Annotated in this window: 14 protein-coding genes; 11 read left to right on the forward strand and 3 right to left on the reverse strand. The window is 54.5% G+C overall.

Annotation, left to right across the window (positions count from 1 at the left end):
* Nucleotides 1-190: 190 nt before the first annotated feature.
* A complete protein-coding gene (locus VIN76_RS05880) occupies nt 191-1192 on the reverse strand; it encodes an alpha/beta hydrolase (RefSeq protein ID WP_332040903.1) in 1002 nt (333 codons plus the stop codon).
* Nucleotides 1193-1555: 363 nt separating this feature from the next.
* Between VIN76_RS05880 and VIN76_RS05885 the strand changes: the two genes are divergently transcribed.
* The 5 genes from VIN76_RS05885 to ribH all read left to right on the forward strand — a co-directional run bounded on the left by VIN76_RS05885 (nt 1556) and on the right by ribH (nt 7578).
* A complete protein-coding gene (locus tag VIN76_RS05885; protein ID WP_332040904.1) occupies nt 1556-2989 on the forward strand; it encodes a flavin monoamine oxidase family protein in 1434 nt (477 codons plus the stop codon).
* 181 nt (nt 2990-3170) lie between these two features.
* Nucleotides 3171-4688: a catalase gene (locus tag VIN76_RS05890; protein ID WP_332040905.1), complete on the forward strand. Its 1518-nt coding sequence runs from the start codon at nt 3171-3173 to the stop codon at nt 4686-4688.
* A 125-nt stretch (nt 4689-4813) separates the two neighbouring features.
* Nucleotides 4814-5686, forward strand: a complete 873-nt coding sequence (locus VIN76_RS05895) for an alpha/beta hydrolase (RefSeq protein WP_332040906.1) — start codon at nt 4814-4816, stop codon at nt 5684-5686.
* A gap of 111 nt (nt 5687-5797) precedes the next feature.
* Nucleotides 5798-7105 carry a 3,4-dihydroxy-2-butanone-4-phosphate synthase gene (gene ribB / locus VIN76_RS05900; RefSeq protein WP_332040907.1) on the forward strand — a complete coding sequence of 436 codons (1308 nt, stop codon included), beginning with the start codon at nt 5798-5800 and terminating at the stop codon, nt 7103-7105.
* A gap of 53 nt (nt 7106-7158) precedes the next feature.
* On the forward strand, nt 7159-7578 hold the full coding sequence (gene ribH / locus VIN76_RS05905) for a 6,7-dimethyl-8-ribityllumazine synthase (RefSeq protein ID WP_332040908.1): 420 nt from the start codon (nt 7159-7161) through the stop codon (nt 7576-7578).
* Between the two features lie 93 nt (nt 7579-7671).
* On the opposite strand, the gene VIN76_RS05910 is transcribed toward ribH, so the two are convergent.
* Nucleotides 7672-8115 carry an Rrf2 family transcriptional regulator gene (locus tag VIN76_RS05910; protein WP_332040909.1) on the reverse strand — a complete coding sequence of 148 codons (444 nt, stop codon included), beginning with the start codon at nt 8113-8115 and terminating at the stop codon, nt 7672-7674.
* An 89-nt stretch (nt 8116-8204) separates the two neighbouring features.
* Between VIN76_RS05910 and VIN76_RS05915 the strand changes: the two genes are divergently transcribed.
* From VIN76_RS05915 to VIN76_RS05935, 5 genes are all read left to right on the forward strand, one after another.
* A complete protein-coding gene (locus VIN76_RS05915; RefSeq protein ID WP_332040910.1) occupies nt 8205-8654 on the forward strand; it encodes a group III truncated hemoglobin in 450 nt (149 codons plus the stop codon).
* A 16-nt stretch (nt 8655-8670) separates the two neighbouring features.
* Entirely contained in the window at nt 8671-9117 is a 447-nt protein-coding gene (locus VIN76_RS05920) for a hypothetical protein (RefSeq protein WP_332040911.1), read from the forward strand.
* Nucleotides 9118-9202: 85 nt separating this feature from the next.
* Nucleotides 9203-10306 carry a 4-hydroxyphenylpyruvate dioxygenase gene (hppD, locus tag VIN76_RS05925; RefSeq protein WP_332040912.1) on the forward strand — a complete coding sequence of 368 codons (1104 nt, stop codon included), beginning with the start codon at nt 9203-9205 and terminating at the stop codon, nt 10304-10306.
* On the forward strand, nt 10303-10854 hold the full coding sequence (locus tag VIN76_RS05930; RefSeq protein WP_332040913.1) for a VOC family protein: 552 nt from the start codon (nt 10303-10305) through the stop codon (nt 10852-10854). Before hppD ends, VIN76_RS05930 begins: the two co-directional genes overlap by 4 nt.
* Nucleotides 10855-10959: 105 nt before the next feature.
* The gene (locus VIN76_RS05935; protein ID WP_332040914.1) at nt 10960-11970 is read left to right on the forward strand and encodes a fumarylacetoacetate hydrolase family protein; all 1011 of its coding nucleotides are present in this window, start codon (nt 10960-10962) and stop codon (nt 11968-11970) included.
* A 299-nt stretch (nt 11971-12269) separates the two neighbouring features.
* Here VIN76_RS05935 and VIN76_RS05940 read toward each other — a convergent pair whose 3' ends face one another.
* Nucleotides 12270-13772, reverse strand: coding sequence for a hypothetical protein (locus VIN76_RS05940; RefSeq protein WP_332040915.1), 1503 nt, complete (start codon nt 13770-13772; stop codon nt 12270-12272).
* 96 nt (nt 13773-13868) lie between these two features.
* On the opposite strand from VIN76_RS05940, the gene VIN76_RS05945 reads away from it, so the two are divergent.
* Nucleotides 13869-15080: a CoA transferase gene (locus tag VIN76_RS05945; RefSeq protein WP_332040916.1), complete on the forward strand. Its 1212-nt coding sequence runs from the start codon at nt 13869-13871 to the stop codon at nt 15078-15080.
* The last annotated feature ends 86 nt before the right edge of the window (nt 15081-15166 follow it).

Raw genomic sequence — 15166 nt, forward strand, 5'->3', positions numbered from 1 at the left:
TGGCTCGCCCGCAATTTTATATAATGTCTATATAAAAGGTATATTCCTGACATAAGCAGTGACTGGAGCGCGGAGCACAGACTTTGTCCGTCTCTGATCGTGCAAGTGGATAATTTCGCCATCAAGCCGTTCACGTAAAAAAAAGGCGGACCCGCGGGCCCGCCCTTCCGTTTTAAAATGTCCGCTGCTGCTATTCAGCCGGTTCGAGAATCGGCGTCACTGCCTCCAAATAATTACCGATAATCTTGCCAAAGCGGCCCGGTATTTCCAGTGGCGGATAGTGACCGACGTCCGGCATGAATAATTTCGATATTTTGGCCTGTTCCAGATATTCCGCTAGCCTGTGGGCCGCTGCGTCCGGAAGCAAGGGGTCAGTACTACCCCAAACCAGCAGCACAGGTATGGTCAAAGATGCAAATAACGGGGTTGTTTCCTTGCCGTCCTTGACCTGTGCGATAAAAGCAATCGGATGCTTTTCGGGTACGCGGCGGTTAAAATCATAATACTCGCGCTGCAGTTCCGGTGTTGCGCGCGCCGGCACACCGAAATAGAAATTGAAAAATTCTTTCCAATAACTTGGTGCCTGAAATCCTGTCTCGCGGGCTTTTTCTAGTTCGGCCGTCAATTCAGGTGGTGGTTTCATGTGATCGGTTCTGACCGGATCAGACGGCATATTCGACAATATCAACCGTTCCACCAGACCCGGATTCTTGGCAGCCAGCATCGCCACCATTGTACCGCCGCTTGAAACACCCGATGCAGCAGCCACTTTGGTGACGCCCAGTCTTTCCAGAAGTATTTGCGGAATATCAGTAGGCTGCATTTCAGCGACAGCCTTGTCAGAAATACGTCCGGACAGCCCAAAGCCCGGCAGGTCAAAACGGATCACGCGATAGCGATCAGTCAGCTTTTCAGCCACTCCATCCCAGGTACGCATCGTACTGAGCGATCCATGGACCAGCAGCACGACAGGTCCTTGCCCTTCGTCTTTATAATGCACTTCCACATCGCCGATGTTCATATAGCGGCTCTGCTCATCCTGATATTTGGCGCGTAATTGCTTGATCGTCAGGCGCTCGCTGTTCATAGAATCGGCGATCAATGGATCAAAGCTGACCCCCGCCTGGGCAAACGCCGTTGCGGGTGCAACTGCCACCATGCCGGTGACCATTATTTTCGAAAGCAGTCTCACTGCATCCTCCATCATATATTTAAGGGTTAATCAGGATATAAAAGCTTTTCCCTGAATGGCTATCGGCCCGAGGATATGTATTGCGCCTTAAGAGCATCACGCTGTCCCCATAGGGACCCGGAACCGATAGAGAAACACGCAGGGTCAACAAGGCTCCTTCATTTGAAACGCTGACCATATGGTTTGCTGCGGGTTTTCGCGAGCTTAACGGTCGGCGATTGGGCAACCATAGCTATAGAGGGCGGGATGTGCGTCAATCGTTCAGGTTGGAAACTGTCCGTCAGTCGAACAGATGATGTGGGAAGATTGCCTTGGACTGTCCGTGGCCGAATGAGATGATCAGCAATATTGAAGGAGAATGCAGTGAAGCTTACACGGCGCGATTTCGGAATGGGGGCAGCTGCCCTGGGTCTTACGCTCATGGCGGATCGTGCAAGCGCACGGATGGGCAAGCCCAAAGGTGTCGACGTCATTGTGCTAGGGGCTGGCGTATCTGGTTTGAACGCGGCCTGGCTGCTGGAGCAGCAGGGTTTGAAGGTTCTGCTGTTAGAAGGACGGCAACGTGTTGGCGGGCGCGTGTTCACACTGCTGGATCAGCCTGGCTACCCGGAAATGGGTTTTAACTCGATGGGCGAAGGCTATGGCCGCGGGATCGACGCGGCCACGCGGGCGGGTGTCGAACTCGAAAATGTTGTGCCGCGTTTCCATGGCGGCCCACCGCAGGAACTCTATCTGGATGGGCAGCGCATCACGCGTGAGGAATGGGCGGGGTCGCCGATCAACCCCTTTCCCGAACATCTGAAACGATCGATGCCGTGGGAAGTCACCAACAAAATGGTCTCGCAGAATAACCGGCTACCCGATTCCGGTCTTTGGAACGACCCGGCAAACGCCAAGCTGGACATCTCGCTTTATAGCTTTCTAAAAGCGCAGGGGCTGAGCGACGCAGCGATCAATCTTGTCAGCCTTTCGCCCTATTATGGAACGTCGGCCTACGATGTTTCGGCGCTGATGCTGGAATTTAACGACGGTTTCATAAAGAGTCAGATTGCGGCCGGGCCGCGCGTGCTGGCGATCAAGGGAGGCAACATCAAACTGCCCAACGGTATGGCCAAACTTCTCAAAGGCGACATATTGTTCGGCAAGGATGTTGTCGCAATCGACAATCTGACGGACAAGGCGGAGGTGCGTTGCGCCGACGGATCGGTCTATTCAGCGCCGCGCGTAATTAGTTCGCTGCCCTTGCCGACGTTACGTAATATCGCCATCCGCCCGGGTCTGAGCGGTCCACAGGCGATGGCAGTTGCAGAGCTTAAATATCAGCCGCTCAGCATCGCTTTCTTGACTGTGACCGAGCCTTTCTGGGAGCATGACGATACCTCACCGGCAATGTGGACGGATGATCGAATGGGTGTTGTGATGCCGCAACGCTTTGGCGCGGATCCAAAGCAGATTACCGGCCTGACGGTACAGGCACGTGGTCATTTGGCTCAACATTGGGATCGGCTGGGTAAGGAAGATGCGCTTACGTTTGTCGTTCAGCGGCTTGAAGCATTGCGTCCGGCTGCTAAGGGCAAGGTCAAGGGCGCCCATCTTCATAGCTGGACAGCGGAGCGTTTTAACATGGGTGCTTTTTCCTATTTCGGTCCTGGCCAGATTGCGGCCTTTGGCGCTACCATGGCCGAACCGGCTGGGCGTATCCATTTCTGCGGTGAGCACACGGCTGTCGGCGCTCGCGGACTGGAAGGCGCGCTGGAATCCTCGGAGCGCGTTGCGATTGAGATACTTTCGCTCTGAAACCAGATTAGGGCGCACCCACAATATGCCGTATTCCTGAATGATTTCGAAGATCGGGGCGAGCGATAGCATTGGCGGGGGCGGATAGCGAGGATCACTCCAAGTTAGCTCTGGAAGTGGCCTGTTTAATTTGACATAACAGGTCGCGACAGGTCTGCGACCTGAAACAGGAGAGTTCACGATGTCCGATGCCCCCAAAAATCCCGATAAATGTCCTGTAACGAACCTTACGACAGCTTTTGGTGCGCCGGTAACCGAGAATCAGAACTCGTTGACCGCCGGACCGCGCGGACCGCTGCTTGCCCAGGATGTCTGGCTCAATGAAAAGCTGGCCAATTTTGTGCGGGAAGTGATCCCTGAACGGCGGATGCATGCCAAGGGTTCGGGCGCTTTCGGTACTTTTACCGTTACGCACGACATCACGAAATATACCCGCGCGAAAATTTTTTCCGAGGTTGGTAAAAAAACAGAGATGTTTGCCCGCTTCACAACCGTTGCTGGTGAGCGCGGCGCGGCTGATGCCGAGCGTGATATTCGCGGCTTTGCGCTGAAATTCTATACCGAAGAAGGCAATTGGGACTTGGTTGGTAACAACACGCCGGTCTTTTTCTTCCGCGACCCGCGCAAGTTTCCCGACCTCAATCGGGCGGTGAAGCGCGATCCGCGCACGAACCTGCGTTCGGCGACGAACAACTGGGATTTCTGGTCCCTGTTGCCAGAGGCATTCCATCAGGTGACAGTGCTAATGTCCGATCGCGGTATTCCGAAAAGCTTTCGCCATATGCATGGCTTTGGTAGCCACACTTACAGTTTTTATAACGAGGAAGGTGAGCGGTTCTGGGTCAAGTTCCACTTCCGGACACAGCAGGGTATCGAGAATCTGACTGACGCCGAAGCGGCGGAGGTGGTCGGCCGCGACCGTGAAAGCAACCAGCGCGACCTTTATGATGCGATTGAGCGCGGCGATTTTCCGAAGTGGAAGATGTTCATTCAGGTGATGCCGGAGAAGGACGCGGAAACCTATCGCTTCCACCCCTTCGACCTAACCAAGGTCTGGTACAAGGCGGATTATCCGCTGATGGAGGTCGGCGAGTTTGAACTGAACCGCAATCCGGAAAATTTCTTTGCGGATGTGGAACAGAGCGCCTTTGCCCCGTCGAACCTGGTTCCCGGAATCGGCGTCTCTCCTGACAAGATGTTGCAAGCGCGGTTGTTCAACTATGCCGATGCACAGCGTTACCGGCTTGGCGTTAATTACAACCAGATCCCGGTAAATGCACCGCGCTGCCCGGTATCCAGCAACCATCGTGACGGTAGGGGTCGGGTCGATGGCAACTATGGCGGCATACCCCATTATGAGCCAAACAGCTTTAACCAGTGGAAGGAGCAGCCCGAGTTCCGCGAGCCACCTTTGAAGATTAATGGCGATGCGGACTTCTGGGACTTTCGTGAGGACGATGCCGATTATTTCACCCAGCCACGCAAGTTATTCCAGCAGATGAGTCCCGAGCAACAGCAAGTGTTGTTTGAAAATACGGCAGGAGCAATGGGCGATGCTCCCGACTTTATAAAGCAGCGCCACATCGACAACTGCGCTCGCTGTGACCCTGCTTATGGTGCAGGCGTGGCAAAGGCGCTGGGCATGGAAGTTACTCCGGCGGACAGATTGTCCCCTGAGCCGCCGATTACAGCCGGTTGATCGAACGCTATAGATTGCCCCCCCCCGGCCGGGCTTGTACTCGGGCGGGGGTTGTTTTTTTGGCTTGGTCTGTGTGCCCGAATATGGTCTTAAGATTCTTCTGATACAAAATAACAGGATAAAACATGGATCTGGTCGGCCCCGCATCGCATAGCTATTTTTCCCAGCGGCTTCGTCTGCATTATGCCGATTGGGGTAATGCAGGGAAACCGCCGCTGATCCTGCTTCACGGGGGCAGGGACCATTGCCGCAACTGGGACTGGGTTGCTCAGGAATTGCGCGAGGACTGGCATATTATTGCGCCTGATATTCGCGGCCATGGCGACAGCCAGTGGAGCACGGACGGCAATTACTCGGTCATGGCGATGGTCACCGATCTGGCCCAGCTCATCTACCAGCTTGATCTGTCGCCGGTGACTATTGTCGCGCACAGTATGGGCGGTAATATTGCGCTGCGCTATACGGGCCTTTATCCGGATACAGTTCGGCGGCTGGTTGCAATAGAAGGGCTTGGACCCAGCCCTGCAATGCTCGCCGAGCGGGAAGAAATCGGACAGCTTCAGCGCGTGCGTAATTCGATAGAGGAAAAACGAAAAGCCGCTGGCCGTCAGGTCAGGCGCTATGCAACTTTTGATGACGCGCTAAAACGGATGCAGGAGGAAAACAGCCATTTATCCGACAAGCAAGCCCGTCACCTCACCACTCATGCGGTGATTCGTAACGAGGATGGCAGCTATAGCTGGAAATTCGACCCCTATGTGCAACATTGGGATTCGATTGACCTGCAGCAATCCGACATTCACAAATTATGGGGAAACGTAAGTTGCCCGACCCAGTTGCATTATGGCGAAGATAGCTGGGCAAGTAATCCGGAGAAAGACGGTCGAATCCAATATTTCGGCGACAATGTTACGGTCAAAAGCTTCTCCAATGCCGGACATTGGCTGCACCATGACCAGTTTGATGAATTTGTTGGTGAATTGCGGGCTTTTTTATAAGCATATCTGCATAAGGCGCAGGTCCTATCACATTCGATGTTATATATGTCTGGACGCATCACATTATGGTGTGATACAGATGTGATATACCCATTGGATGAAGGTGTGACCATGAGCAAGATATTGATAGAGCAACTGATCGAACTGATCGAATCCGGCACAGAGACACGCGCCGGTCTGGCCCGCGCCGCTGGTCTTCATGCGAATAGCCTGCGTGCTTTGGGGCAACCGGACTGGAACCCTACTGCCGAAACTCTGGGCAAGCTGGAAAAATATCTCTCACGCGGTGGCAGCGGAGTGATGGCAAGCGCGGAAGAAATCATCAACGAAGCGCGCAACGGCCGTATGTATATCCTGGTCGATGACGAAGACCGCGAAAATGAGGGCGACCTCATCATTCCGGCTCAGATGGCAACGCCCGATGCGATCAACTTCATGGCCAAATATGGCCGCGGGCTCATCTGTCTAGCGCTGGCAAAGGACCGGGTTCAGGAACTTGGCCTTGATATGATGAGCCAGAATAACCGTACCGCTCATGAAACCGCATTTACCACGTCCATTGAAGCGCGCGACGGCGTCACCACCGGCATTTCCGCCGCTGATCGCGCCCGCACGGTGGCGGTCGCGATTGACGGCACCAAGGGCAGGAACGAGATTGTAACGCCCGGCCATGTCTTTCCCCTGCAAGCGCGCAATGGTGGTGTGCTGGTACGCGCCGGCCATACCGAGGCGGCGGTCGATGTCTCGCGTCTGGCCGGGCTTAACCCGTCTGGTGTGATCTGCGAGATCATGAAGGATGACGGCGAAATGGCGCGGCTGGATGATCTTATTGAATTTGCCCAGCATCACGGGATGAAGATCGGAACGATCCGTGATCTTATCGCTTACCGCCTTCGCAATGACCATCTTGCTAAACGCCGGGCCGAAGCCAGCTTTGAAAGCCGCTGGGGCGGGGAATGGAAAGCAATCACCTATTATAATACAGCTACGGAAACGGAACAGATCGTGCTGCAAAAAGGGCATATCAATCCCGATAAGCCGACCTTGGTGCGGATGCATGCGATGACACTTTTTAGCGATATTTTCGGCAGCACAGGGCCGGGCGGGCGGACGCTATCCGAATGTATGAAGATTATCGGTGACGAAGGCGCGGGGCTGATCGTATTCATCACCCAGCAAAGCAGGCAATTTCTGTCCAATCAGGTGCGTAAACTGGCTGGCGAAGAAGGGCCGCATATGGACCAGCTGCGCGATTATGGTGTCGGCGCACAGATTCTCACGGAACTGGGCGTGAAGGATATGGAATTATTGTCCAACACCAACCACGATCTGGTCGGGCTGGATGCCTATGGCCTGCGTATCATTGGTCAGCGGGCTATTCCCGATGGAGAAACCACCGAGGAAAGTCAGGCGGCTTAAGATCGCCTTCATGATGAAACAGAACCAGACCAACCAAAGCGAGAGTAAATAAAATGGCCAAATTCCTGATCGTCGAAGCGCGTTTTTATGACCATTTGAACGATATGTTGTTAGACGGCGCCAAGGCGGCGCTGAATGCTTCGGGGCATAGTTATGAAGTGCTGACTGTTCCCGGAGCGCTGGAAGTGCCCGGAGCCATTTCTCTGGCAATTGACAGCGAGCAGTTTGACGGCTTTGTCGCACTCGGCGTCGTGCTGCGCGGGGAGACATATCATTTTGAAATTGTCTCCAACGAAAGCGCGCGCGGTATCATGGCGCTGACGCTTGACGGTGCGGCGATCGGCAATGGTATCATAACGGTCGAAAATGAAGCGCAGGCCTTGGCCCGCGCCGATAAAACGCAGAAAGACAAAGGCGGCGAAGCGGCCAAAGCAGCGATTGCGATGTGGGAGCTGGCACAAAAATACAGCTGAGTATCTGCATCAGACGCTCATTCCACGCCTAATGATCAAGGAGGACGGCCTCCCTCTTATCGAGTAGCAATGTCCACCCCCTGATTTCGCCTCTCAGCTATCTAGCTTTTCCAGCGCAAATATTTCGGCGAATAATTGTCTTTTGCCCATCACATCTTCCAAGGTGAACTTGTCGAGATGCGCCAAAAAGGCTGCAACGGCGTCAGCCATTACGCGGGACAAGCCGCAGACCGGAGTGACGACGCAATGGTTTTTTGAGCCAGGGCTGCATTCGACAAACTGGTTAACCTCCTCCATCGTACGGACGACATCGCCAATATTGACCTCTGACGAGTTGCGGGCCAGCTTAAGCCCGCCGCCGCGGCCACGCTGGCTGGTGATAAATCCTGCACCGGCAAGCCGTTGCACCACCTTCATCAGGTGGTTTTTGGAAATATCATAAGCCGATGCTATATCATCAATTGTCTGGCTATCATCATGCGCTGCCAGAAACATCAATGTCCGCAGGGCATAGTCAGTATGTGTGGTAAGTCTCATAAAACATGCATATTATATATTGCTTTTAATTTCAAGTTGGTTATAAGTTATAAGAGGTAAATAATATACATCTTTAAAAGAGTCGTCAGATGCCCCACCCTTATACGATTGCCGCGAGAGAAGAGAAAGCTGCCCACGCGCAGGCTTTGGGGATTACTGAAGCGCGAATTTCCCAACTTGTCGATAGCTTTTATGACAAAATCAGAGGCGATGCGCTTCTCGGGCCGATATTCAACGAAATAATTACCAACTGGCCACCCCACTTGGAGCGGATGAAAGCTTTCTGGACCTCCATTGCCATTGAATCAGGACGGTTTCGCGGCAATCCGATGGTCAAGCATTTGGCGATACCCGGTATCGAGCGCTCTCATTTCGATCACTGGTTAAAGCTGTTTGACGAGACTTTGCCAGAAATAATGCCAAATGCTGCGGCGTGCCAGTTTCTGTCGGATCGCGCCGAGCGGATTGCCGAGAGTTTGATGACCGGAATTTCCATCCACCGCGACGGGCGCCTTGGAGGAATGCCACCTGTTCCTTAAAAGAAGGAGACTGGAAATGTTTCTTGATGAAAATAACTTGGCTGCTCAATCGCATGATATGGAGCAGGACCTGCATCCGGAAAATATGGTCGCGCTCGAAGCCTCTACGCAGCATGAAGCCCGCACGTTCGGTTTGCCAGGGTCGGTCTGGAGCATCATGCTGACCAGCTACGCGATATTCTTTGTGGCGCTAGCCATAGCGACTGGTCACGATCTGGGAGCGATATTTGTAGTCACTGTCAGCGGGTTGTTCGCGATCATGTATTTTGGCACGACTTTCGTACTCAACAGCATAGGGGCCGCAGGTCGCAAGGAGCTTGAAAGCGAGTGGGTCAAGGGCAAGTTCCAGAGCCTGAACGGTCCCATGAGCTTTGGCGAGATTTTTGGCCAGATGCTGATCCTGCCTATCCTCTTTGCGATTTTCGCCGTAGCGGTCATCTTCATTCGTTCCGCAGTCATGTGAGCAACAGCCAATTCCCTTGTCAATCAGCCGATCATTCGCTATAGTTGCAAATGTAACTAATTAGCCGATTTGCAAGGAATATGAAATGGCGGATCTTTTCGAAAACCCGGCCGGGCTTGACGGCTTTGAATTTGTTGAATTTTGCGCGCTTGAAAAAGGTGTGCTGGAGCCGGTGTTCGAGGTCATGGGCTTTACCCGCATTGCCAAGCATCGCAGCAAGGATGTGCATCTGTGGCGGCAGGGGCAGATTAATCTTATCATCAATTACGAGCCGAGATCGGCGGCATGGTATTTCGCCCGCGAACATGGACCATCGGCATGCGGTATGGCGTTTCGCGTGAAAGATGCGCGCAAGGCTTATGACCATCTGCTGGCCCAGGGCGCAGAGCCGGTGGCGGTGGAAACCGGGCCGATGGAATTGCACATTCCGGCCATTCGCGGCATTGGCGGTGCAATACTGTATCTGGTCGATCGCTATGCCGATGATGAAAAAAGCGATGCCCTTTCCATTTACGATATCGACTTTGAATATCTGCCCGGCGTTGACCGCAACCCTTTTGGCGCCGGTTTCAAAATCATCGACCACCTTACACACAATGTCTATGGCGGCAGGATGGCCTATTGGGCGGACTATTATGAAAGCCTGTTCAATTTCCGCGAGATCCGCTTTTTCGACATAAAGGGCGAATATACCGGCCTCACTTCAAAGGCGCTGACCGCACCGGATGGCAAGATCCGCATACCGCTCAACGAAGAGGGCGAGGGCGGTAAAGGCCAGATCGAGGAGTTTCTGCGCGAATTCAATGGCGAGGGGATTCAGCATATCGCGCTGATCTGTGACGACCTTATCGCCAGTTGGGATAAGCTGAAAGCATTGGGCGTGCCGTTTATGACGCCGCCGCCGGACACTTATTACGATATGCTGGACGAGCGCTTGCCCGGGCACGGGGAGGATGTATCCGCCCTTAAATCCCGTGGTATCCTGCTCGACGGAACGACCGAAGGCGGACAGCCGCGGCTGCTCCTGCAAATTTTTGCCGAGGCACAAATCGGCCCGGTATTTTTCGAATTTATCCAGCGCAAAGGCGATGACGGTTTCGGCGAGGGTAATTTCAAGGCATTGTTTGAAAGCATCGAGCGTGACCAGGTTGCGCGCGGCGTGCTTGACGTCAAGGAGCCGGCTGAATGACAAGAACCCCAAAAATAAACGGTATCCACCATGTCGCCTATCGCTGCAAGGATGCGAAGGAAACGGTCGAGTTTTACCAGCGCGTACTGGGCATGCCGTTCACCGTTGCTTTTTCCGAAGACCATGTTCCATCGACCGGAGAATATGACCCCTATATGCACGTGTTCCTTGATGCAGGGGGCGGCAATATACTGGCGTTTTTTGAACTGCCGCAGCAGCCGGAAATGGGCAAGGACCCGAACACGCCGTCATGGGTTCAGCATATTGCGTTTCAGGCCCCGACGATGGACGACCTGATGGCGGTAAAAGAGCGGGCCGAGGCCGAAGGGCTTGAGGTGATCGGTCCGACCAATCACGGCATATTCAAATCCATCTATTTCTTTGACCCGAATGGCCACCGGCTGGAACTGGCGTGCAATACCGGGACAGCAGAAGAAATGGCCGAGTTGCAGCGGGTGGCACCTGAAATGCTGGAAGAATGGAGCCGCACCAAAAAAGCGCCGCAACATGCCGCATGGCTGCATGAGAAAGCGCGCGACGACTATTGAGTGGCCCGTCTGCCGCTGAACGGTTGATTGTTGCCGCGTTCCGGCGCACACTCACAGCCTAACGTCGATAATCAGAACCCGTATCCAATAACAAATGGGGACCCTATGAAACTCGCGACGCTCAAAAACGATACACGAGACGGCCGGTTGGTCGTCGTTTCCAAAGACCTGACCCGGTGCTGTGAAGCCAGTAATATTGCCCCGACGCTGCAAGCGGCTCTCGATAATTGGGAACTATGCGCGCCAAAGCTGGAAGCCCTATACCGCGATGTCGAGCACCAGACAGTTCCGTGCGAGCGTTTCCATGAGCGCGAAGCCCACTCCCCGCTGCCCCGCGCGTACCAATGGGCCGATGGCAGCGCCTATATCAACCATGTCGAGCTGGTCCGCAAAGCCCGCGGAGCGGAAGTGCCGGAAAGTTTTTACAGCGACCCGTTAATGTATCAGGGCGGCTCCGATGCTTTTCTGGCTCCGCGCGATCCTATCCCGCTGGGTGATCCGGCCTGGGGTTGCGATATGGAGGGCGAGGTCGCCGTCATAACCGATGACGTGCCGATGGGCGCCAGTGCGGAAGAGGCAGCAGACCATATCAAGCTTGTCATGCTGTGCAACGACGTGTCCCTGCGCGGCCTGATCCCCGGAGAGCTGGCCAAAGGTTTCGGCTTTTTCCAGTCCAAGCCGCCAAGCGCCTTTTCCCCTGTTTGCGTAACGCCCGATGAACTGGGCGATGCGTGGATAGGCTCTGTGATTCATCTGCCATTGCATATCGATTATAACGGCGAACCCTTTGGCCGCGCCAATGCAGGGGACGATGCGACGTTCAGCCTGGCACAGCTTGTCGCCCACGCTGCCAAAACGCGGCCCCTATGCACGGGCACGATCATCGGTTCGGGCACGGTATCCAATCAGGATGAGGATGGCGGCCCCGGCAAACCTGTTTCCGAAGGCGGGCTTGGCTATAGCTGTATCGCGGAAATCCGGATGATCGAAACCATATCTGACGGGGAAGCGAAAACACCGTTTATGAGCGCAGGCGATGTCGTGAAAATCCAGATGCTGGACGACGACGGACATTCTATATTCGGCGCGATCCGGCAGGAAGTGGTTGCAGTTTAAGGGAAGGTAATTCCCCCCTCCCTTTCAAGGGAGGGGCCGGGGGTGGGGATTCTTTATTATTACCTCAAGCGCCGGGCGCGGGCATCCGCTCCGCCAATAAGGCGCGGCGGCCAGTCGGCCTTGCCTCGCTGCGCTCGGTCTGGTGCTACCTCTGAAGGGCACACCAAAGCGCAACCTAAAGAACACATACCAGACCGACGCGTAGCGTCGGCAAGCGCGACCGCGCGCCCGAGCTTATGCGAGGAAAGCCAAGGGCGCGGATGCGCCCGCCCGGCGCTTGAGGTTAAATTAAAACCATCCTATTTCAAAATCGCATGATTGCGTTTGCCATCGTTGGTAATCGTGACCGCCCGGCCAATCAGATCCGTGTCATCAGGCGTATCGTCCAGCATACCGAAACATGGCGTGCCGTTTTCATCCACCATCCACAGCGTCGCGGAGCCGGGAACATCCTTCACATAAGGTGTTGCATAGCTTTTGATGACGCCATTACCATTGACGAAATGGGCCGGGCTGGTGCCCTTGTCCGGGGGCAGGTAGTTGGGCTTCGCGATCCGGTCGGGGGACCAGCCGCCCGCTAACGGTTGGGCCGCGTAAATGCCGACGGATTCCTTGTTAATCACCCCGCCATTGGCAGAGATCATGCCCGGCTTGCTGCCATCTTTTCTCAAGGCCTGAACCAGCGCGACTATCGCATGGGTGCTGTAACTGTTGCCAGGTCCGCCAAAAAAGCTCAGCCCGCCGGTCAGTGTATAGCTGGACAGCGGCCGGTCCGGCTGGTTCAGCGCCTCTATCGCCAGTGACACGGCAACAGGGAAACAGCTATATATGTCAATCGGGCCAATATCCCCCGCCTGCAATTCGGCAAGTTCCAGCGCCTTTGTGACTGCCCATTCAATCGCCGGAGAGCGCGACAGGTCCATCTGTTCGCTGATAACCGGCGCACTGGAATCCGCGCCGCTGTGCAGGTAGATCATCCTGTCTTCGGCTATGCCAAGATCGGCGGCATGGCCAGCGGTGGTCATAATCACCGCTCCGCCCAATGCGACAGCATCCTGCGCCACCATCCAGCGGCGATAGGGATCGTTGAGCCGGTAATTGCCGCCCTCGTCGCTTAGCAATTCTTCCACGCTCCAATGCTTTGCAAACTGGGCATGTTCACGCGAGGATGCGACACTTGAAAACGCAGACCAAAGCTGCGCCATGTCCGCAGCATAGCTGTCCCGGTCCATTTCCAGCCTTTTGCGTCGGGCGTTTTCAAGCAGCGCATAGGCCATCGGCATGGATATAATTCCGTGGCGGATCTCATACATGGTGAGGACGGCAAAGTCGGAACGCTTGTCGATGAAATCACGATCCGAAGGCAGGTTCCAGTCCATTTCATGCCCGGCCTTTTTGGCGCGTTTCACTGTACCGATGGATTCCGATCCACAGATGACAGCCGCCTTTATCTTGCCTTCATGAAGCTGCACCGCCAGTTCGTTCACATATTTCTGGGGGCTTTGGCCGCCGACATCACCGTAAAGTAGCTGCGCGGGTTCAAGGCCGGATGCACGGGCAATCGCGTCGGGCAGGTTGGCCGGTGATCCATATTGATGCCCGACCCCGCTATCATAGAAGAGCCGCGTTGCGAGCAGGCAATCGATAGAATCCGCAAGTCCGGCGGCTCCGCCATCCGCCAGGGCGGCCTTTACAGCGCCGGAAGCCAGATCGACCGGAGATGGCCATTCCAGACCCAATGATTGGCCACTTGCTTCGCCTACGCCTATCAATACCGGTGCCTGTCGGTCAAAAAAACTCATATTTGAACATCCCCTAAAAAAACAGTTCATCAATCAATTAAAACTGATAACAGACATGGCAACCGATGCACCTAAATATTTAGAGGATTGAAAAAAATGACCGGATGGCCAGAGCTGAAATGGGATGTTGAACCGACAGGACCGCTGAAAGGGTTAAAGATTGTCGATATGTCCACGGTTGTTCTGGGGCCGTTTGCGACACTGAACTTTGCGGATATGGGCGCGGATGTCATCAAGATCGAAAATGACGAAGGCAAGTTTTCCGGTGACATGATGCGTATGGCCGGTGACAGCCCGACGGGCGATCTGGGGCCGATTTTCACGTCGCTGAACCGCAACAAGAAATCGATCACGCTCAATGGCAAAGTGGAAGCGGATAAGGCCGTGATCGTGGAGCTGCTCAAACATGCCGACGTGTTTTTCCACAACGTCCGCATGGCTGGTATGGAACGGATGGGGCTTGATTACGAAGCGGTAAAAGCCATTAACCCCGGTATCGTCTATGTCCACTGCGCCGGTTTTGGTCAGGGCGGTGAATATTCCCACCGACAGGCTTATGATGACCTGATCCAGTGTTCATCGGGCTTTGCGTCCCTGTTTGAAATGCGCGGCGATAGCGGGCGTCCGCTTTATATGCCGTCGCTGGTGGCCGATAAAACCATCGGTCTGTTCGCGGTCAACGCCACGCTTGCCGCCATGTATCACAAGGAAAAAACCGGCGAGGGCCAGTTTGTCCAGGTCCCGATGTTCGAGGCCTTTACATGGTTCAACATGGTCGAGAATCTGTGGGGTGAAACCTTCATCCCAGGTAATGGCCGCCTTGGCTACACGCGGTCGATCAACCCCAATCGCAAACCCTATCCGACAAAGGACGGCTTTATCGGTCTGGTCCCCTATAATGACCAGCAGTGGGAAAAATTCTTTGAACTGGGCGGCAAGACCGGTGTGTTTGATGACCCGCGTTTCTCGACCTATTCGGAGCGCACCAAGAATATCACCGAGCTTTATGGCCTGATCGAGGAAATCGCAGCGACCAAGACAACGGACGAGTGGCTGGAACTGCTCGACAAGCATAATATTCCGGCGATGCGTTACAACCGGATCGGCGATGTGCTTAACGATCCGCACTTGCAGCAGGTCGGTTTCTGGACCGAGCGCGAGGGTGAAAAAATCGGGAAATACCGCTCTATCAAACATCCGGTGCTTTATTCCGAAAGCCCGGCAAATATCTTTGCCGATCCGCCAACATTGGGCGCGGATAATGACGAGATCAGGAGCGCTATGGGCCTTTCCAAAAAAGGGGAATAGGTGCCGCGAAGCGCGATAAGCCAAATAAAAACCCCGGGACAATCGCTTGCCCCGGGGTTTTTTATAAGCAGTTCAAACCTGACGCT

The organism is Parasphingorhabdus sp., from assembly GCF_036568145.1.
Taxonomy (GTDB): Bacteria; Pseudomonadota; Alphaproteobacteria; order Sphingomonadales; family Sphingomonadaceae; genus Parasphingorhabdus.

Bases quoted from the DNA above. Each gene is read 5' to 3' on its own strand.
- VIN76_RS05890 (WP_332040905.1), top strand. From the start codon at position 3,171: ATGTCCGATGCCCCCAAAAATCCCGATAAATGTCCTGTAACGAACCTT.
- VIN76_RS05895 (WP_332040906.1), top strand. From the start codon at position 4,814: ATGGATCTGGTCGGCCCCGCATCGCATAGCTATTTTTCCCAGCGGCTT.
- ribB (WP_332040907.1), top strand. From the start codon at position 5,798: ATGAGCAAGATATTGATAGAGCAACTGATCGAACTGATCGAATCCGGC.
- ribH (WP_332040908.1), top strand. From the start codon at position 7,159: ATGGCCAAATTCCTGATCGTCGAAGCGCGTTTTTATGACCATTTGAAC.
- VIN76_RS05910 (WP_332040909.1), bottom strand. From the start codon at position 8,115: ATGAGACTTACCACACATACTGACTATGCCCTGCGGACATTGATGTTT.
- VIN76_RS05915 (WP_332040910.1), top strand. From the start codon at position 8,205: ATGCCCCACCCTTATACGATTGCCGCGAGAGAAGAGAAAGCTGCCCAC.
- VIN76_RS05920 (WP_332040911.1), top strand. From the start codon at position 8,671: ATGTTTCTTGATGAAAATAACTTGGCTGCTCAATCGCATGATATGGAG.
- hppD (WP_332040912.1), top strand. From the start codon at position 9,203: ATGGCGGATCTTTTCGAAAACCCGGCCGGGCTTGACGGCTTTGAATTT.
- VIN76_RS05930 (WP_332040913.1), top strand. From the start codon at position 10,303: ATGACAAGAACCCCAAAAATAAACGGTATCCACCATGTCGCCTATCGC.
- VIN76_RS05935 (WP_332040914.1), top strand. From the start codon at position 10,960: ATGAAACTCGCGACGCTCAAAAACGATACACGAGACGGCCGGTTGGTC.
- VIN76_RS05940 (WP_332040915.1), bottom strand. From the start codon at position 13,772: ATGAGTTTTTTTGACCGACAGGCACCGGTATTGATAGGCGTAGGCGAA.
- VIN76_RS05945 (WP_332040916.1), top strand. From the start codon at position 13,869: ATGACCGGATGGCCAGAGCTGAAATGGGATGTTGAACCGACAGGACCG.